Annotated in this window: 15 protein-coding genes; 7 read left to right on the plus strand and 8 right to left on the minus strand. The window is 55.8% G+C overall.

The annotated features are described in order from the left end of the window. Positions 1-202: 202 nt before the first annotated feature. The gene (locus tag CCASEI_RS00740) at positions 203-1,195 is read right to left on the minus strand and encodes a hypothetical protein (protein WP_025386875.1); all 993 of its coding nucleotides are present in this window, start codon (positions 1,193-1,195) and stop codon (positions 203-205) included. Between the two features lie 309 nt (positions 1,196-1,504). On the opposite strand from CCASEI_RS00740, the gene CCASEI_RS00745 reads away from it, so the two are divergent. Continuing rightward, positions 1,505-2,479 carry a methylenetetrahydrofolate reductase gene (locus tag CCASEI_RS00745; RefSeq protein WP_006823882.1) on the plus strand — a complete coding sequence of 325 codons (975 nt, stop codon included), beginning with the start codon at positions 1,505-1,507 and terminating at the stop codon, positions 2,477-2,479. A gap of 10 nt (positions 2,480-2,489) precedes the next feature. Further along, positions 2,490-4,796: a 5-methyltetrahydropteroyltriglutamate--homocysteine S-methyltransferase gene (gene metE, locus CCASEI_RS00750; protein ID WP_025386876.1), complete on the plus strand. Its 2,307-nt coding sequence runs from the start codon at positions 2,490-2,492 to the stop codon at positions 4,794-4,796. Between the two features lie 60 nt (positions 4,797-4,856). On the opposite strand, the gene CCASEI_RS00755 is transcribed toward metE, so the two are convergent. Next, the gene (locus CCASEI_RS00755) at positions 4,857-5,546 is read right to left on the minus strand and encodes an HAD family hydrolase (RefSeq protein WP_025386877.1); all 690 of its coding nucleotides are present in this window, start codon (positions 5,544-5,546) and stop codon (positions 4,857-4,859) included. A 103-nt stretch (positions 5,547-5,649) separates the two neighbouring features. Here CCASEI_RS00755 and CCASEI_RS00760 point away from each other — a divergent pair, with 103 nt between their 5' ends. The 5 genes from CCASEI_RS00760 (at position 5,650) to CCASEI_RS00780 (ending at position 8,846) form a co-directional block, all read left to right on the plus strand. Continuing rightward, on the plus strand, positions 5,650-6,186 hold the full coding sequence (locus tag CCASEI_RS00760) for a peptidylprolyl isomerase (RefSeq protein WP_025386878.1): 537 nt from the start codon (positions 5,650-5,652) through the stop codon (positions 6,184-6,186). Positions 6,187-6,393: 207 nt separating this feature from the next. Further along, positions 6,394-7,047 carry a rhomboid family intramembrane serine protease gene (locus tag CCASEI_RS00765; protein ID WP_006823878.1) on the plus strand — a complete coding sequence of 218 codons (654 nt, stop codon included), beginning with the start codon at positions 6,394-6,396 and terminating at the stop codon, positions 7,045-7,047. Positions 7,048-7,731: 684 nt separating this feature from the next. Beyond that, on the plus strand, positions 7,732-8,082 hold the full coding sequence (locus tag CCASEI_RS00770) for a PadR family transcriptional regulator (protein ID WP_025386879.1): 351 nt from the start codon (positions 7,732-7,734) through the stop codon (positions 8,080-8,082). After that, positions 8,075-8,602 (plus strand): DUF2812 domain-containing protein, encoded by a 528-nt coding sequence (locus tag CCASEI_RS00775; protein WP_006823876.1) that lies wholly within the window; start codon positions 8,075-8,077, stop codon positions 8,600-8,602. The genes CCASEI_RS00770 and CCASEI_RS00775 overlap by 8 nt, the downstream gene beginning before the upstream one ends. A 4-nt stretch (positions 8,603-8,606) precedes the next feature. Further along, positions 8,607-8,846 carry a hypothetical protein gene (locus CCASEI_RS00780; RefSeq protein WP_006823875.1) on the plus strand — a complete coding sequence of 80 codons (240 nt, stop codon included), beginning with the start codon at positions 8,607-8,609 and terminating at the stop codon, positions 8,844-8,846. Between the two features lie 96 nt (positions 8,847-8,942). Here CCASEI_RS00780 and crgA read toward each other — a convergent pair whose 3' ends face one another. The 6 genes from crgA to CCASEI_RS15385 form a co-directional block, all read right to left on the minus strand. After that, complete coding sequence (gene crgA / locus CCASEI_RS00785) at positions 8,943-9,218, minus strand: cell division protein CrgA (RefSeq protein ID WP_025386880.1); 276 nt, start codon at positions 9,216-9,218, stop codon at positions 8,943-8,945. Between the two features lie 122 nt (positions 9,219-9,340). Beyond that, positions 9,341-11,374 (minus strand): Stk1 family PASTA domain-containing Ser/Thr kinase, encoded by a 2,034-nt coding sequence (gene pknB / locus CCASEI_RS00790; RefSeq protein WP_025386881.1) that lies wholly within the window; start codon positions 11,372-11,374, stop codon positions 9,341-9,343. After that, complete coding sequence (locus CCASEI_RS00795; protein WP_006823872.1) at positions 11,367-12,965, minus strand: serine/threonine-protein kinase; 1,599 nt, start codon at positions 12,963-12,965, stop codon at positions 11,367-11,369. Before CCASEI_RS00795 ends, pknB begins: the two co-directional genes overlap by 8 nt. Further along, positions 12,965-14,380 carry a penicillin-binding transpeptidase domain-containing protein gene (locus CCASEI_RS00800; protein ID WP_025386882.1) on the minus strand — a complete coding sequence of 472 codons (1,416 nt, stop codon included), beginning with the start codon at positions 14,378-14,380 and terminating at the stop codon, positions 12,965-12,967. The genes CCASEI_RS00795 and CCASEI_RS00800 overlap by 1 nt, the downstream gene beginning before the upstream one ends. Next, entirely contained in the window at positions 14,377-15,717 is a 1,341-nt protein-coding gene (locus CCASEI_RS00805) for an FtsW/RodA/SpoVE family cell cycle protein (RefSeq protein ID WP_025386883.1), read from the minus strand. The genes CCASEI_RS00800 and CCASEI_RS00805 overlap by 4 nt, the downstream gene beginning before the upstream one ends. Then, positions 15,718-17,460, minus strand: a complete 1,743-nt coding sequence (locus CCASEI_RS15385) for a PP2C family protein-serine/threonine phosphatase (protein WP_006823869.1) — start codon at positions 17,458-17,460, stop codon at positions 15,718-15,720. Position 17,461: the final 1 nt, after the last annotated feature.

A 17,461-nucleotide genomic window follows, 5' to 3' on the forward strand; every position in this document is an offset into this window, starting at 1 on the left:
CTTCAATTGAGTGGGATCTACATTACTTTTCCCTCACCCCCAAATGGCGATATGTCAACCAATCCCAAGTAGTCAGCACCAAGCAAAGGTGAGATTCGGGTGGGGGAATCACGCACTGACTTCAACCGGGCAATGAAAATACCGCTGCATCCCAGAGCTCGGGAGTGCAGCGGCCATGGTGCTGTGGGGTAGTTAGAAGCGCCTACTTTTCATCGCCTTCGAGGCGGTGCTTGCCTTCGTCTTCGGAATCGTCGGTCACGCGCGCGGTGTCGTCAGCGTCCGTGGTGTTTGCAGCATCATCGGAAGTTTCCTGCGCCTTGTCTGCTTCGGCGTTGGCTTCAGGGGCGTCGGAATCAGCGACTGGTTCGGTGGCGTCAACATCGTTGGTGTTGGCTGCAGCATCAGTCTCTGCCTGCTCGGCCTGTTCGCGGTGTGCGGCGAGTTGCTCCTCGAGGGAGTTGAGCAGTTCCTCATCGCGCTCCTCCGCGCCGTCTTCGGCGAGGTCGCCGGCGGAACCAACCTTCACGCCAGCCTTGTCCTTCTGGTCATCTTCCGTGGTGGAGGTGTAGACCAAAGTGGAGCCGGAGGTGTCCGGGGTGCCTGGCTTATCAGCGAAGTCTTCAACGCGCGGTGGGACTTCACCCGGGGTGTCATTGCGGCGCAGCCAGTAGTACACGCCGCCGAGGGCAGCGGCAATCAGCGCGATGATGCCGGCGATAGAGAAGAAAGACTTAGCCTTGGACTTTGACTTCTTCTTGCCCAGCTTCCTATCCAGTTTCTTATTGGCGGTTTTCTCCAATTGCTTGCGCTTGGCCTGCGCTGCCTTGGTGGCTTGAGCAGCCTGCTTGCGCGTCTTCTTGCGGGTGGAGCGGGTGGCTTTTTCTGCGCGGTCGCTGAAGTCGGATGCGGCGGAGACCAGGCGTTCGCTGGCTTCTTCGCCGCGGGAGTTGAACTCAGCTAGTGCGCGCTCAACGCGGTCATGCGCCGCCTTGGTTACGGCGCCGGCCTGCTTGCGGGCCTCAGGGAAGCGGGACTCAACGTCATCGCTGAAAGAGTTGGCGTTGTCCTTGACGGTGGACGCGGCGTCTTCCAGTGCGGAGTAGGCTTCGGCAGCCTTTTCCTTGCGGTACTTATTGAACTGGCCCCACAGTGAGGACGCAACCTTCAACGCTTGTTGCGCTGCGATGGGATTCATATCCTTTTAACTCCTTTGCTTGCTGTCCAGCGTTTGCTTCTGGTCTTTATTACCTGTTTACCCACAGTAGTTGTCTTTTGCGTGGCTGTGGGGGCACTTTGGGGAATAATTTGGATAGAAATCCCTGCCAATTCACCCAGAAATAGACAGCTTGGTTCATAAGCTTCTGATTTTATTCATGCAGGATCTGGGCCTTTTACAAGGCAGCGCAGATTCAAAGGTAACACCATTAAAAACCCCTGTCGGAAAAAGTGAACAGCTTGGTACGTTTTCATTACTTGCACATCAACTACCAGCACAGGAGGAATCATGGTGCCCCGAATGTCAGCATCTGCGCCGCTCGATTATCTTGAGCTGGATCACGCCGGAAACCCTCGCGCCGCAGGCGTGGGGAAGGCCCCGGGCCGGACCTCATTGTCTTTTGAGGTCATCCCGCCGCGCCATGACGCAGATAGCGCCAAGACGGAAAACCTGCTGCAGGTTCTCGGAAGCTATAACCCGGACTATATTGCGGTGACTAGTTCCAAGCGCTCTGGGTGGCTGGAGGGAACCGCGAAGTTTATCGCGCAGATTTCTTCCACCACCTCCATGCGCCCGTTGGCGCACTTGGCGTGCACGGCGGGGGATAGGCAGCAGCTTATTTCCTGGATCAATGTTTTGGTCGACGCCGGAGTGCGCGGTTTCCTCGCCTTGCGCGGGGACTTGGAGCCGGGACAGGACAAACTGCCGGAAGGCTATTTGCAGCATGCCGATGAACTGGTGCGCCTTATCCGCCAGTTAGAAGGAGAGCAGGCTGCCCGCTTTGCCGCCGGCCGCTTGGCGGTGGGAGTGGCGTGCTATCCCAATGGACATGCCGAATCCGCAAACGCCGATGAAGACTTTGACGTCATCTTGTCCAAGCAGCGCTCCGGCGCGGATCTGGCCATCACCCAGCTGTTCTTTGACGCAGAAGACTATCTGAAATTCGCGCAAAGAGCGCGCCTCGCCGGAACCAGAATCCCGCTCATCCCCGGCATCATGCCTATTACTTCGCTCAAAAGGGTCCAACGCATGGGCGAGCTGTCGGGGCTGGAGGTGCCACAAAGGCTCATCGAAAAGCTCTCGCTCGCACGGAGCCCCGATGAGGAATATGCCATCGGCATGGCGCACACCGTGGAGCTAGCCCGGGCCGTTCTTGCTGGCGGCGCAGGCTGTTTGCACATCTACACCCACAACAACGCATCAATTACCCAAGAACTTCTAAGCAGCATCGGTATTACACCCGATGTGAAGAAACAACCTTAAGGAAGAAGAAATGACTACTGCGAACACACCATTTCCACAAGCCACCATTGAGGGCTACCCACGCGTGGGCGCCCAGCGTGAGCTGAAGAAGGCCCTGGAGGCTTTCTGGTCCGGCAAAATTGACCAGGAAACCTTCGAGTCTGCGGCGCATTCTTTGCGCGTGGACACCTATGCCCGCCTGAAGGACTTGGGCTTGAATGAAGATTACGCCATCCCAGCGGATGTGGCGTTGTATGACCAGGTGCTGGAGACTTCCTTGACCGTGGGCGTTGTCGGCGGCGACGCTGCTGAGGTTTCCCTGGAGGAAGAATTCGCGTTGGCTCGCGGTAACGCTGAGCGCGCGCCGTTGGAGATGACCAAGTGGTTTGATACCAACTACCACTACATTGTTCCGGAGATTGCGGATGAGCAGAAGTTCATCGCCCGCCCGCAGCGCGTGGTTCGCCTGGTGGAAGAAGCCCGCGCGCAGGGCCACGCCGTGCGCCCTTACCTGGTGGGTCCGGTGACGGTTCTGGCATTGTCCAAGCAGGCAGAGGGCTCCACCGGTCAGCCGTTGGCTCGCCTGGATGAGCTGGTGGATTCCTATATTCAGGTTCTTACAGCTCTTGCCGATGCCGGTGTGGAGTGGGTACAGCTCGCCGAACCTGCAACGGTCGCAGATTTGGCTGTTGCCGATGATGCTCGGATTGCCGCGCACCTGGAGGCGGCATACACCCGGATTTTGGCGGCTGAGAACCGCCCGCAGGTCTACCTGACCACTCCTTATGGTTCCGCGCGCGCCGGGCTGGAGGTGCTGGCGAAGGTTGCGCCGGAGGCATTGCACGTGGACTTGTCCGTGGGTACGCAGGCACTGGATGCGGATTATGTGAACCGCATCAAGAATACTGTTGATACCGCAAAGACGCAGCTGGTGACAGGTCTGGTGGATGGCCGCAACGTGTGGGCAGGTGACCTGCGCGCGCTGCGCGAGGTCTTTGAGCAGTTCGCGGGCGCATCCGTTTCTACCTCGGTGTCCTTGCAGCACGTGCCACACACCGTGGAGGCAGAGCCTAACTTGCCTGTTGATGTCGCCGCGTGGTTCTCGTTTGCCAATGAGAAGATCGCCGAAGTTGTTGCCCTGGCTGCCGGTCCGTTGGATGCGGCAGAAGCTTATGCTCGTGCCGACCGTGCGGTGCGCACCCGTGCTGAATCCACCCGTACCCACAATCAGCAGGTAGCGGACCGCACCGCGGCGTTGCCTGATGGCCAGGTGCAGCGTGAGCCGGCGTTCGCGCAGCGTCAAGAAGCGCAGCAGGCGCTTGGTTTGCCGAAGCTGCCAACCACCACCATCGGTTCTTTCCCACAGACCGCTGATATCCGTAAGGCGCGCGCGGACCACCGCGGCGGAAACCTGACGGATGAGCAGTATGTTGAGGCATTGCGCAAGGAAGTTGCCAGCGTGATTGAGCTGCAGGAACGCCTGGGCTTGGACGTGCTGGTGCACGGTGAGCCGGAGCGTAATGACATGGTGCAGTACTTCGCTGAGCTTCTCGATGGCTTCGTGGTCACCGAAAACGGCTGGGTTCAGTCCTACGGTTCCCGTTGCACCCGTCCACCAATCGTTGTGGGTGATGTCTCCCGCCCGAAGGCTATGACCGTGGAGTGGGCAAAGTACGCGCAGTCCCTGTCACAAAAGCACGTCAAGGGCATGCTGACCGGCCCAGTTACTATCCTCGCGTGGTCGTTCGTGCGTGATGATGTCCACCAGTCCGTCTCCGCCGATCAGATTGGTGTGGCGTTGGCTGATGAGGTCAAGGACCTGGAAGAGGCCGGCATTGAAATCATTCAGATTGATGAGCCAGCCCTGCGCGAGCTGCTTCCGCTGCGTGAAGAAGACCGCCCAAGCTACCTGGATTGGGCTGTGCGCTCCTTCCGCCTGGTGTCTTTGGATGCTGCGCCAACCACCCAGATTCACACCCACCTGTGCTACTCCGAGTTCGGCCAGATCATCGACGCCGTTGCTGGTCTTGACGCCGATGTCACCTCCATCGAGGCCGCTCGTTCACGCATGGAACTGCTCCAGGACATTGATGAGAAGTTCCACTCAGAGATTGGCCCTGGCATCTACGACATCCACTCTCCACGTATCCCATCCGTGGCTGAGATGGCTGAGCTCATCCGCGCCGCTCTCAAGCACGTTCCGCTGGAGCGCCTGTGGATCAACCCGGACTGCGGCCTCAAGACCCGCGGCTACGAAGAGACCGAGCAGTCCCTGCGCAACCTTGTCCTCGCCCGCGACGAAGTCGCCGCGAACCTCAAGGTTTCCGTCAACGCTTAATGCTCAGGCCTTCGGCCTTCCGCTTAAGCGCAAAAAGGCAAAACTCTTCGTGTTTAATGTTTAAGCATTAAACACCAGCTGGCTCAGTGAGGAAATTACCTCCTGGTCAGCTGGTTGTGGTTTTGGCTGGTGTGCCAAGCCTTGATAGAAGTACACGCCGGTTAGACCGGCCTGGCGCGCGCCTTCGACATCATTGAGCCAGTTATCCCCAATCATCGCGGTGCGCTCTGGGGCGGTGCCGATCTTTTCGCAGCCTAGCGAATACGCGCGCGGGCGTGGTTTCGGGGCGTCATATTCCACCAGTGGAATCAGTTCCACACCATCAATGACCAAGTCGCCGGCGCGGACTTTGCCTTCCTGCATTTCGCGGGCACCATTGGTCAAAATGCCCACCTTCTTACCGGCCGCCAACGCGTTGTGGATGGTTGGAATGGCGTTATTGAATGCCGTCCAGTGTGCTTGGTAGCCGCGGATGAACCCGGCGTAAAGCTGCGTTGCTTCCTCATCACTTAAATTCAACTGTCCCGTGAATTCTTTAGCGCGTTCACGGCGCTGCTGTGGATGAGTGATGTCGCCACGTTCATAACGGCTGACCCACTTGTATTCGATCTCGGCCCAGCGCTCGTATTGCCCGGTGGGCAGGCCTAGTTCCGCACACCAGCTATCCAGGCCTTTAATGGACGCACCGGTGTGATCCATGAGCGTGTCATCTAAGTCGAAGAGAATTCCGTCATAACCAGCTAGAATCATAATACTTCAGTGTACAAAAGTTAAAAGCTTGTGCGGGCGGTGGTGATCGCTGTGCGCGAGCATCCCCCGAAGCGAGCGCCAAGGCTTTAGATCTTTGTTTACAATGGCTGGCATGACTCAGAAGACTGCAACTGCAACGCTGCACACCAACCTCGGTGACATTGTCATCGACCTGTTCGGTAACCACGCACCAGTAACTGTTGAAAACTTTATCGGCCTCGCAACCGGTGAGAAGGAATACTCTGCTCAGAACGCTAAGGGCGAGCAGACCGGCCCGTTCTACGACGGCGCTATCTTCCACCGCATTATTGATAACTTCATGATCCAGGGCGGCGACCCAACCGGCACCGGCCGTGGTGGCCCTGGCTACCAGTTCCAGGATGAGTTCCACCCAGAACTCACCTTCGACCGCCCATTCTTGTTGGCAATGGCAAACGCTGGTCCTGGCACCAATGGTTCACAGTTCTTCATCACTGTGGCACCAACCCCACACCTGAACAATCACCACACCATCTTCGGTGAGGTTACCGATCCGGCTTCCCAGGAAGTTGTTTCCAAGCTGGGCAAGGTTCAGACCGACCGCATGGATCGCCCTGCTGAAGACGTTGTTATTGAGTCCGTGGAGATTGCACAGGCCTAGTGCTTTCGCTGGCCAACCCCCGCCCGGGCTTGGCCACCAACTCGATGATGTAACTTTTCATCTTCATTTTTTACCCGCGTGAGCGCTCTCTATAGTTAAACCTGTAGAGAAAGCCCACGTGGGTTTCCTAGTTTTCCACACACAAACTGCGCCCCGAAGCACCACACTGATTCACAGGTGGTGCTGGGTTTTTGAGGAACCTGACACATGCAGACTTGGCTAAAGTCTTTTTATCGCACTGCTCCCGCAACCCTGATCATCACCAGTGCGTCTATTATCTTGTGGTTTGTTGCAGCTTTTCAGGCGCGCTCACTGACCAATGTGTTCAATGATTCTGAGCTTGTGCACAACATGATGGTGTGGGGGCCGGCATTCGAATTAGGCAATCAATGGTGGACGCCGTTGTCCTACGCGTTCATGCACCTGGATATTGGCCATCTGACGGTGAACATGTTTATGTTGATGCTTATTGGCCGTGAAGTTGAGCGCCATTTTGGCACGGTCTTGTTTGTGGCTTTGTATATCTCTGCGGCGATTAGTTCGGGTCTGCTGATTTTGACTCTGGATTTTATGTCACCCACCGCTGGTGCGTCGGGGGCGCTGTTCGCGCTCATGGTGCTGCTGGTGTCTGTCTATCGCAGCCGGGGTGCTGACCTTCGTGCGCCGATCGTGTTAGTCGCGGTCAACGTAATTTACACGTTCATCTCCGCGGGAGTATCCCTGTGGGGCCACCTTGGTGGGCTCTTTGCAGGCATCATCCTGGCGCTGTGCGTGACCCGTAAATCGGCGGCCTTCCACTGGCTGGGCATCATTGGTCTACCAATTGCAGCATTCTTCTTCTACACAGCCGTTGGGGCTTGAAAAGCTCAACTAATAAAGCAACACAAGGCGTTCTTCACAAGCGTGTGGAGGGCGCCTTTCGTGATCCCGGACCTCATTGTTGAGTCGTCTGGGGCTGTGGGTTCGGTGGAGAATTTCGTAGAGGAGTGGCCTCGGCCGCGTCGCAAAATTACAGGGATTCGTTCTCGTGTTAGCGTGCGCTCTGAGCAGGGGAGTGGGGATAACTGCGGCGTGTTATCCACGGGGACATGTGTGCGAAAGTAATTCACAATAGTTATCCACATTGTGGATAACTACACGCGTGTAATTGTCGAAAGAAAACGCTAATCGAACATATAAAACGCCAGGTATTCCGATCTTTCGAGCATTTTTCGAAATTCTAGAGCTCTGTTCAAACAGTGAGAAAAGTTATCCACAGGCTGTGTGTAAACCTGTGGACACTCGAATTTCACATACTTGTCCCCAGCCTGTGGATAACTTTATGCACGGTGGGGTACAGATCCGTGGAATACTGCGTTATTCCGCGTAGAACTGGGTTTCCGTGAGTGCTGTTAAAAAAGTTTTGCGCGTGTGAACTGGTGAAACAGCGGTTTTACACACAAAGGTTGTTTTGGCCCTTGTGTACAACTTTGATCTGTGTTTACTATGTCATTAAACGATATATCGATAAGAGATATAACGTTGATCGATATAAGGAGCTGCACGATGGCCAGAAAATCCGGCTTTGATGAAGGAAACCTTCCCGAAGCAGCGTTCTTCATCTTGCTGGCTGTGAAACAAACCCGCCATGGGTACTCAATCATGCAGCACCTGGAAGAACGCACCGGTGGATTGGTCACCATTGGTCCCGCGTCGTTATACACAACGTTGAAAAAGCTCGCCGATGTCGGACTGATAGAAGAAGTCGATTCTTCCAACAACCGCCGCAGCTACCGCATGACCGTCAAGGGCATAGAGGTTGCAACGAATAACGTCGAGCGCCGTAGGCAACTAGTTGCCGCCGCGCAGAATCTGCTCACCGAAGAGATCGGAAAAGACGGAGAAGATAATGACTAAGAAACGCATGAGCTCAGGTCTAGCTTTTCGGCCCGAGCGTGAACTACAAGTATTCCGCGAGATGGCATTGAAAGGTGAGCACCTTTCCGGCACAGCGATGGCTGGGCATGGATGGGAGTTCACGCCCGGTGAGAAAGAAGATGTCATCTTTGACATGACCACCGAAGCAGATGCTGATGAAGAATTCTTCGCCATGTGTAAAGAAGCCGGTTGGACTCATGTGCTGTCTTTGAGCGATACCCATATCTTCAAAGCTGCCCCTGGCACCGTGGCACTGCACACCGATGATGAGTTGGAAGCTGAAGTTCTTGAAAGCCGCCGCAACATGTTTGCGAAATCCTCGGCAGTCACTGCGGTCATATTCATCGCGGTATTCCTGCTCATCAGCAACGTCAACTGGCCCAACATCATTGAGGTTGTACTTGGCGTGGCCACGATATTCGTAGTGGTCTACACCTGGCTCCCGCTGATTGGATTTCAGTTCAAACTCATCAAAGCCCGCAAGAAACTGGAGGAGTAAGACAATGAACAACTACAAATTCACCAACCCGAAGAACGTCATCACAGGATTCTTCGCAGCAGTACTCGGCGTATTGGTCTACTGCTTCGCAGTTGCACCATTATCCAAAGACCCAGCATTTCGCGAAGTTGCTATTGATACCTTCATGCGAAGCGGCCTCGGTGTCATCATCGCTCTGGTTTTCATCGCGGCAATCTGGTTAGGTGTCATAGCTTTTCGCCGCAAACAGCACAAGCCTCACTAAGCCATAACGGCTGAACCTATCTGTGGGGTACCCAGAAAACGACAGCGAGCGAGATGGATAAAATTTCCATCTCGCTCGCTGCGTGTGTTTAAAGTACTAGCGCCAACCCATGGTCATGAGAAGACCAACGATGGCAAGGCCAAAACCGATAAGGTAATTCCACGCGCGGAGAGCTGCCATGAAAGCGATCTGCTCGCCGGCGAGGTAGTTGACAACAATCCAGGCCAAACCAATAATCATCAGACCCAGCATGACAACGATGTACCACTTTGGGGTGCCCTCAGCATTGATCTTTACTGGGGTGCGGTTCGCCGCCGAACCTGCGCTCGGAGCAGCAGGAGTCGAGGATGGGTTGTACTTTGACTTTGGCATGGGCCTTTATCAACCTTTACGCGATTAATGAGACGTTCAATTTTTCTATTGTGCGATCAGACTCTACCAGCTTGCACTGGTAGATGTCTTCACGCATTGGGGCCGGATGGCACCAATCCCACCTAGTTGGATGGCAAGAGCGCACCGAGATTGAAATCCCAGATGCGGATATCAATATCTTCATCCCGGCGAATGGAATCACCCTCGTTGACGGATGCCCACGCAATCAGATCACTATCCACAGCGGCACCGGTATCAACCGGCTCACCCACATTGAAACTGCCGGACCAACCAGCATCACGCAACGCACGTTCCGCATTCTGCTGGCTTTGACGAACTAACTGCGGTGCTTCAATGAGCTGGCCATTAGAAACACGAACCGTCACGGTGCTATCCGCTGGAATCTCATTGCCCTCATCGGAGACAGACAGCACTTCGCCGTCATCTTCGGTGGAATCAACAGTTTCCACATTCACGGTCAGACCCATGGCGTCCAAGGTGGAACGTACTTCTTCCACATCCTGGCCAACCAAATTGGACGGGATACGCACCATGCGCGGACCAGTTCCAACAGTCAAGGTCACACGCGAACCACGGGATAGCTGTGAGCCGGCAGGTGGATTCTGCTGAGTAACGCGGCCAGTGTCCTGGGCATCGGAATCTTCTTCCTCAACGTTTTCTGCAAGCTCGAGTCCGGCATCGGAAAGCGCACGCGACGCATCTTCCAAGCTCATGCCCACGACATCTGGAACCTCAGTGATCTCACGGCCCGAAGACACAGTCAAAATCACCGTGGAATTACGCTGCAACTGTGAACCCGGCGCAGGATTAATCCGAATAGCGCTATCGCGCGCAATATCAGGATTTGCTTCCTCATTTACCGTGACCAGAAGATCCAACTCTTCCAACTCAGCAATAACTTCCGAACGCGGACGGTTTTCCACATCCGGAACCGTCACCATATTCGCCTGCTCTTCTTGGCGTTGCTCCTGCTCCGCCTGACGCTCACGCGACGTGTTCCAATAATCAATAGCAAAACCAGCAATCACCGCAACGAGTACGACGGACAAAATGATGGCAATCCACTTCATCCATGGCTTTGGCTCATCGTCATCATTATCTTCGTAATACTCCGGCTGCGACTGCACACCAGGACGTGACACGGGAACACCTGCGGCAGCAGCTGCGGCGGGCTGCGGTTCCATCGTGGTGGTTGCCGGATGCGCCGGTGCCACACGCGTGGAATCCTCTTCCGGTTGGCTGTGCGCTGAAGGTTCATCATCAGCAATATGCATCTGCGCAGCACGGGTAACTCCGCCGCTGCGCATGCGCTCCAAATCCTCACTGATTTCCTGCGCGGATTGGTAACGATCCGAAGGATCCTTCGCCATCGACGTCAACACCACAGCGTCCAAGTTCAAACGCTCTGTGGGGGCCATCGCATCCGGGTTCAATGACTGCGATGGCGGAACCGGTTCTTCCTGCACGTGCTGGTACGCCACCGCGAAAGGAGTTTCACCCTCAAAAGGAGCGCGACCCGTCACGGCTTCATACAGCACACAGCCCAGGGCGTAAACATCCGAACGGGCATCGGCAGGCTTGCCCTGTGCCTGCTCCGGCGAGAGATACTGCGCCGTACCAATGACCGCCGACGTCTGCGTCATTGCGGACGTAGAATCATCCAAAGCGCGCGCAATACCAAAGTCCATGACTTTGACCTGGCCGGTGTTAGTGAGCATGATATTCGCCGGCTTAATATCACGGTGAATAATGCCCGCATCATGCGAAGCCTGAAGCGCGTGCGCAACCGGGATCAACACCTCGGCTGCCTCGCGCGGCGCCAACGGGCCATCCTCGTGGACAATGTCACGCAAAGTTCGCCCATGCACGCGTTCCATCACAATGTATGGAATGGCCAGGCCATCATCATCTACTTCGCCGGTGTCATACACCGCAACAATATTGGGATGATTCAAACGACCAGAATTTTGCGCCTCCTTGCGGAAGCGCTCACGAAAATTCACATCGCGCGCCATTTCCGGGCGCAGCATTTTGATGGCCACATCACGGCCCAACAGCGAGTCAGTAGCAGCAAAGACTTCTGACATTCCGCCGGTGCCAATGACTTCGCCTAACTGGTAGCGATCATTAACCATTGGCACCTCCTTCAAGGCTGTCTAAGATGTCTCCAATAATATCTTCACCAGGTTCGGTACCGGTGTTACCTCCGGTGTCTCCTCCGGTCGTGTCAGTTGGTTCACCAGATTCACCACCGGTGCCATCATTAGAGCCGGAACCCGAGCCATCATCCGAACCGTCACCGCCGCCGTTGCCCTCGGTTGGCGTATTGGTATTGCCAGGTGAGGTATTCGTTGGGGTTGGGGAACCTTCAGTCGCAGTGCGCGACGGTGATGGGGTGTTAGTGGTGGTTTCTTCTGGTTCCGGTTCTTCTTCCGTTGGGGTTGGCTCCACCACGGTTTCGGTGGCTTCATTTTCGGTGGTGACGTACTCGGTCACAATCGATGGCTCTGGTTCCGTTGTTGGTTCAGTATCCACATCTTCACCACTGAACATGGTGGCTGCGTAGAAACCGCCGCCGACTAACGCGACCGCCAAGGCAGCAATACCCACGCCGATGCCAAAGCTCTTACCAGCACTTGATTTCTTTGCTGGTGCTTGCGCGCGTGCCCGCTGTTGGGTAGCAACTCCAGCAGCACCACCTGCAGCAGCACCGGCACCGGTTACCGCTGGTGCATCCGGGTCAGTGCCGGGATGAGCGGAGACCGCGGGGTGAATGGTGGTGGGGTTTGTTGCTTCACCCAGCATTGCGGTCGCTGCGGTGGGTGAAGGCTCTGGCGCAATTAGATTATCCGGCATGGCTTTGGGCTGCGGTGGGCGCTTGCCCAAACGCACCGCCGAAACCGCGAGAGCTAGTTCATTGCCATCGGCATAACGGGTATTGGGATCTTTGCGCAGAGCAATACCGATGAGCTCACGCACTGGTGCAGACACATTTGTGGACAGCGGCGCCGGCGCCTGGCTGATATGTGCAAGCGCAACGGACACCGAGGAATCACCAGAAAACGGGCGTTCCCCGGCGAGCATCTCATAACCCACAACACCAAGCGAATAGACATCGGAAGCCTCGGTGACATCCTTGCCCTGTGCTTGCTCCGGGGAAACATACTGTGCGGTACCGACCACCATGCCGGTGCGGGTCAGTGGCACCGCCGCAGCAGCTTTCGCAATACCGAAGTCAGTGATTTTCACCTGGCCATTTTGGGTAATCAGCAGGTTGCCCGGCTTGATATCACGGTGGACTAAATCCATGCGGTGAATGATGGACAGGCCATGCGCGGTCTGTTCCAACACATCCAACGCGAGCGTTTCCGGCAGCGCTTTTTCACGCGCCAAGAAATCCGCCAAGGATTCACCGCGGACATATTCCATCACAATAAAGCAGAAACGGTACCCGGAAGGATCTTCTACTTCACGGTAGTCATAGGTTTTGACCACATTGTCTGAATCAATGTTTTCTGCGGCGTCTGCTTCATTGCGGAAACGGGAGAGGAATTCCTCATTGTTGGAAAACTCGGGGCGCAGAACTTTCAGCGCTACTTCACGCTCATTGACGGTATCGTCTGCGAGCCAGACAGTAGACATGCCGCCGTGGCCGATGATCCACTGCAAAACATAGTCTTCACCAATCAAAGATTGGAGGAGTTCTTGATTGTCAGCAGTATTCATTACTGGCCACCTCCGTAGCCATCCAAGATTGCGCGGCCAATCGGTGCTGAGACCTGACCACCGGTGGCGGATTGACCAAGATTGCCACCATTTTTCACAACCACAGCAACCGCGATGTCACGGTCTGGGTCAAAGGCTACGTACCACACGTGCGGCGGCAAATCCGCGCCGTGCTCAGCGGTACCGGTCTTGGATGCGTAGCTGTTGCCGTTGTAGCCGCTGGTGTTGCGCTCGGATTCATACATCAAATCGGTCAAGGTTGCGGCAAGCTCTTCGCTGACAGCGGTCGATGCTTCCTTTGGGTCCGTGGTGCGGATGTCATTCATGGTCGAATCAGTGATGCGGTTGACCAGGTATGGCTCCATGCGCACACCATTGTTGGCCACGGTTGCTGCCATGCCTGCTGCCTGCAGCGCAGACATGGAGACATCGCGCTGGCCGATGGAGGATTGTCCCACTGCTGCATCATCAGGCAGATCGCCCAAGTTACCGGACGCGGTTTCCACACCAATGTCAGCGGACTGGCCTACGCCGAAGCCTTCGGCGTAGCTGCGTAGTTCATCCGCGCCAACATCCATGCCCATTTCCACGAAAGCGGTGTTGCAGGACAAGGAGAATGCTGTGGTCAAGGAGACCTGCTGGGATCCGCCACAGACTTGGCCGCCGTAGTTGGTCAGCTGGGTTTCGGTGCCGGGCAGGGTGATTTCCGAAGCACCGGTCAATGTGGAGTCTGGACTGTAGCCGTTATCCAGGCCGGCGGCGGTGGTGATGATTTTGAAGATGGAACCCGGTGGCAACGTTTCTTGCGTCGCGTGGTTCAACAGCGGGTTGCCTTCTTGTTCTTGCAGTTGTCCCCACTGCTCATCAATATTGTTCGGGTTGTAGGACGGGCTGGATGCCATCGCCAAAATCTTGCCTGTTGATGGCTGCAGTGCCACCGCAGCGCCTTCATAGCCTTGCTGGTTGAGCTGGTCATAGGCCAGCTGCTGCAGCTGTGGATCAATGGTGACTTCCACGTTGGCGCCGTCTGGCTGCTCACCGGTGATGAGATCCATGAAGTTGGTGGTCAGCAGGGAATCATCCGTGCCGTTGAGGATGTCGTTATAAGAAGCCTCAAGCTGGGATGCACCGTATTGGGAGGACAGGTAGCCGGTGACTGGGCCCCATGCTGGGGAGTCAACCGGGTAGGAACGCGAATAGGTGTCATCTTCATTTGGCGTGGATTCAGCCAAGACGGCACCGCCGGCAAAGATCTGCCCACGAGCGATGGTCTGCATGTCATAGAACCCACGCTGGTTGTGTTCGTTCTTTGCGTACTTATCAACGCTGAATGCCTGCACCACCGTGAGGTTAATCAAAAGGATAATGGTGAGCAGGATGGAAAAGAGCGCGGTTACGCGAATTGATTTGTTCATGAGCGAACCTCCGCCACGTCAGCGTTGTTATCGGACGCAGCATCTACTGCCTGTGGGCGGCGGGCGGTATTAGAAATACGCAGCAGGATTGCCAACAGAATGTAGTTGGCCATCAGTGCTGAACCACCCGCGGAAATAAATGGTGTGGTCAGACCAGTCATTGGCAGCAGGGCAGAGATACCGCCGGTGACCACAAAGATTTGAACGGCAATGGTTAAGGAAAGGCCGCCGGCTACGAGTTTGCCGTAGGAATCACGCACGTTCATCGCGGCGTTGAAACCGCGGGAGACCAGCATGGCGAATAGTACAAGCACAGCGGATAGGCCGATCAAACCGAATTCCTCACCGATGGCGGCGAGGATGAAGTCAGAATGTGCCACCGGCACCAATTCTGGATATCCGTTGCCTAGCCCGGAACCGGTAATACCGCCGGTGGACATACCAAATAGTGCCTGGGAGAGCTGGTAGCCGGAGTCATCATAATTAGCGAGCGGATCTAAGAAATTGGAGAAACGCTCCTGAATTTTGGTGGACACCGTCCAAATAGCAGTGGCGCCAATGGCCACGAGGATGACACCAATGACCAACCAGGACACACGGCCAGTGGCCATGTAGAGCATGCCCAACACCGTGGAAAACAGCAGCAGCGCTGGACCGAAGTCATTAGAAATGCCCATGATGACAATCGCGATTGCCCAGACAATAAGAACTGGGGCAAGGTCACGCAGACGTGGCAGGGATAAGCCTAGGAAGCGGTAGCCCGCGACGGTGAACAGGGAGCGCTTTTGCACGAGCAGCATGGCGAAGAAGAGCAGCAGCAAGATTTTAGAGAACTCACCTGGCTGGATGGAAAATGGTCCAAGCCAAATCCAGATACGTGCTTCAGCGTCTGGCGGTTGTGGCCACACCAGTGGCAGGGCCAGCAAAACGATTCCGACAATGCCCAGAATGTAGGAGTAGCGCGTAAACACCCTGTGGTCACGCACGATCGCCAAAACGGCAGCAAACAGCACCAGGCCAACAATTGTCCACATGACCTGCCGCGACGCCAAGGACCAGCCCTGTGCCAGATCAATTCGTGCCAACATCAACAGACCAATTCCGTTGAGTACTGCGACGATGGGCAGCATGAGCTGATCTGAATGCGGCGCCAGGAAACACAGCACAATATGTGCACCCAAGAGCACGCCCAGGAAGCCAGCGATGATCCACAACACTTCAGTGGTCAGCGCATTGCCTTGGGAAAATTCCAGGCTGACCAAAGTGATGGTGAAGACAGCTGCTGCCATGATCAGCAGGGAGAGTTCAGTCCAACGACTGTGGAACTCTTTGAGCATTTAGTTCACCTCCCGGCAGTCAATCCCCGGGGTCGACCGGAACTTGTCCTTGTCGGTTGTAGATTCACGGCACTTGGGCAGTGCACGTTCGGACAGTTTGGTCAGCTGTGATTGCACCTCATCATAAGAACCTGCTTCGAGGTTCCCAACGGCACTGCGCTCTGATGGCGGCAAGTCACTCAAGGTAAAAGCCTGGGTACCCGATGGGCAAGAAGCACCAGCCAACTGCAGCGCACCGTCTTCCCTCAGACAAGCAACCTGGTATGGCTGGTTCAGCGACCTACCGAACAACTCCACGTCAACACCCTGCTTGATGGTGATCTCTTGGCCTGCCGGCACCTCAGCCGCCTCAGCATCCGCAGATTCAGACTCTCCTGCAGGCTCAGCTGCTTCAGACCCCTCCGGCGCATCCGAGGCATCCGTAGATTCACTCGGCGTGGAAGACTCATCCTCCACAGCAGTCGCTTCTTCCGCTCCAGCATCTGCGTCAGCGGTAGCAGCGTCGGCGACAGCAACGTAGTAGTTGTTGTTGAGGTAGTTCTTACCCACGAACCAAACGCCGGCTACCAGAGTGATGATGACAATGATGGACACGATCAGTGGCCATCCAAAGAACCGGCGGCGAGGTCTGCGGGGCTCCTCATCAGCTGGGTCGGTGGCGCCTTCAGAACTTCCGTCGGCGCTACCGGCAGCACCAGAATCACCATTGACTGGGTTAGTTGGGTTGCCACCGGTGGGGGACAGCGTGGCACGCGGAGCGCCCTTCGCGGTGGTTGGACCGGAGTACGGTTCAATGACCTGCGAGCGGCGGTTAAGTGCAGCCGCGCGGGATGCTGCTGAGTCCGGATGAGTTGGTTCCGGAACTTCACCAGCGATTGCACCAACCAAAATAGCCTGCGGATTGATGGAAGCAGCCTTCTCAGCTGCTGCTTGTTCCTCAGAAATACCAGCAGTTGCAGCGAACTTTGAGGTATCTGCATCTGCCGGATTAGAAATACCCTGCTCTTTAGCCGCAGCGATTTCTTCCTCAGTAGCTTCGACAACATCAGCCAAAACAATGGTGACATTGTCCGGGCCACCGGAACGCAGCGCGAGCTCTACTAAGCGTGACGCGACTTCCTCGATGGGGCCGGCAGCAAGAGCAGTCTCGATGGTTGAAGCAGTTACCGGATCCGAGAGTCCATCGGAGCACAACAGGATGCGGTCACCCGGCTGGGCATCAAACAAAAAGAGCGTCGGCTCAACATCGCGGCCGTTGTATGCCTTCAAAATCAAAGACTTTTGCGGGTGCGAGGTGACGTCTTCGGGGTCCAGCTTGCCTTCATCAACAAGTGACTGCACGTACGTGTCATCTTTGGTGACCTGCTGCAATTTATTATCACGGAGCAAGTAACCACGTGAGTCACCGGCATGGCACACAGCGAACTGAGAACCGTTGAACATCATGGATGTCAGGGTGGTGCCCATGCCGTCGGTTTCCGGGTGCTGCTTGATGTGCTCAGAAATGGACCAGTTTGCTTCGGTGGATACGGTACCCAACAGCGCCAGCATGTCGTTGTCGCCCGGGTTCTTATCCAGACCCATAAGGTGGGTAATCATCAACTGGGATGCGACTTCACCAGCAGCGTGACCGCCCATGCCGTCAGCCAATGCAAGAAGATATGGACCCGCATAAGCAGAGTCCTCGTTATTTCCACGCACCAGACCTCGGTCGGAGGCGGCAGTAAAGTTCAGTTTCAGCATA

The organism is Corynebacterium casei LMG S-19264 (genome assembly GCF_000550785.1).
GTDB lineage: Bacteria > Actinomycetota > Actinomycetes > Mycobacteriales > Mycobacteriaceae > Corynebacterium > Corynebacterium casei.

What these genes read in the sequence shown, in the direction of transcription:
- CCASEI_RS00780 (WP_006823875.1), top strand. Translation starts at nt 8,607, where the DNA reads ATGAACAACTACAAATTCACCAACCCGAAGAACGTCATCACAGGATTC.
- CCASEI_RS00760 (WP_025386878.1), top strand. Translation starts at nt 5,650, where the DNA reads ATGGCTGGCATGACTCAGAAGACTGCAACTGCAACGCTGCACACCAAC.
- crgA (WP_025386880.1), bottom strand. Translation starts at nt 9,218, where the DNA reads ATGCCAAAGTCAAAGTACAACCCATCCTCGACTCCTGCTGCTCCGAGC.
- pknB (WP_025386881.1), bottom strand. Translation starts at nt 11,374, where the DNA reads ATGGTTAATGATCGCTACCAGTTAGGCGAAGTCATTGGCACCGGCGGA.
- CCASEI_RS15385 (WP_006823869.1), bottom strand. Translation starts at nt 17,460, where the DNA reads ATGCTGAAACTGAACTTTACTGCCGCCTCCGACCGAGGTCTGGTGCGT.
- CCASEI_RS00800 (WP_025386882.1), bottom strand. Translation starts at nt 14,380, where the DNA reads ATGAACAAATCAATTCGCGTAACCGCGCTCTTTTCCATCCTGCTCACC.
- CCASEI_RS00755 (WP_025386877.1), bottom strand. Translation starts at nt 5,546, where the DNA reads ATGATTCTAGCTGGTTATGACGGAATTCTCTTCGACTTAGATGACACG.
- CCASEI_RS00745 (WP_006823882.1), top strand. Translation starts at nt 1,505, where the DNA reads ATGGTGCCCCGAATGTCAGCATCTGCGCCGCTCGATTATCTTGAGCTG.
- metE (WP_025386876.1), top strand. Translation starts at nt 2,490, where the DNA reads ATGACTACTGCGAACACACCATTTCCACAAGCCACCATTGAGGGCTAC.
- CCASEI_RS00770 (WP_025386879.1), top strand. Translation starts at nt 7,732, where the DNA reads ATGGCCAGAAAATCCGGCTTTGATGAAGGAAACCTTCCCGAAGCAGCG.
- CCASEI_RS00795 (WP_006823872.1), bottom strand. Translation starts at nt 12,965, where the DNA reads ATGAATACTGCTGACAATCAAGAACTCCTCCAATCTTTGATTGGTGAA.
- CCASEI_RS00775 (WP_006823876.1), top strand. Translation starts at nt 8,075, where the DNA reads ATGACTAAGAAACGCATGAGCTCAGGTCTAGCTTTTCGGCCCGAGCGT.
- CCASEI_RS00805 (WP_025386883.1), bottom strand. Translation starts at nt 15,717, where the DNA reads ATGCTCAAAGAGTTCCACAGTCGTTGGACTGAACTCTCCCTGCTGATC.
- CCASEI_RS00740 (WP_025386875.1), bottom strand. Translation starts at nt 1,195, where the DNA reads ATGAATCCCATCGCAGCGCAACAAGCGTTGAAGGTTGCGTCCTCACTG.
- CCASEI_RS00765 (WP_006823878.1), top strand. Translation starts at nt 6,394, where the DNA reads ATGCAGACTTGGCTAAAGTCTTTTTATCGCACTGCTCCCGCAACCCTG.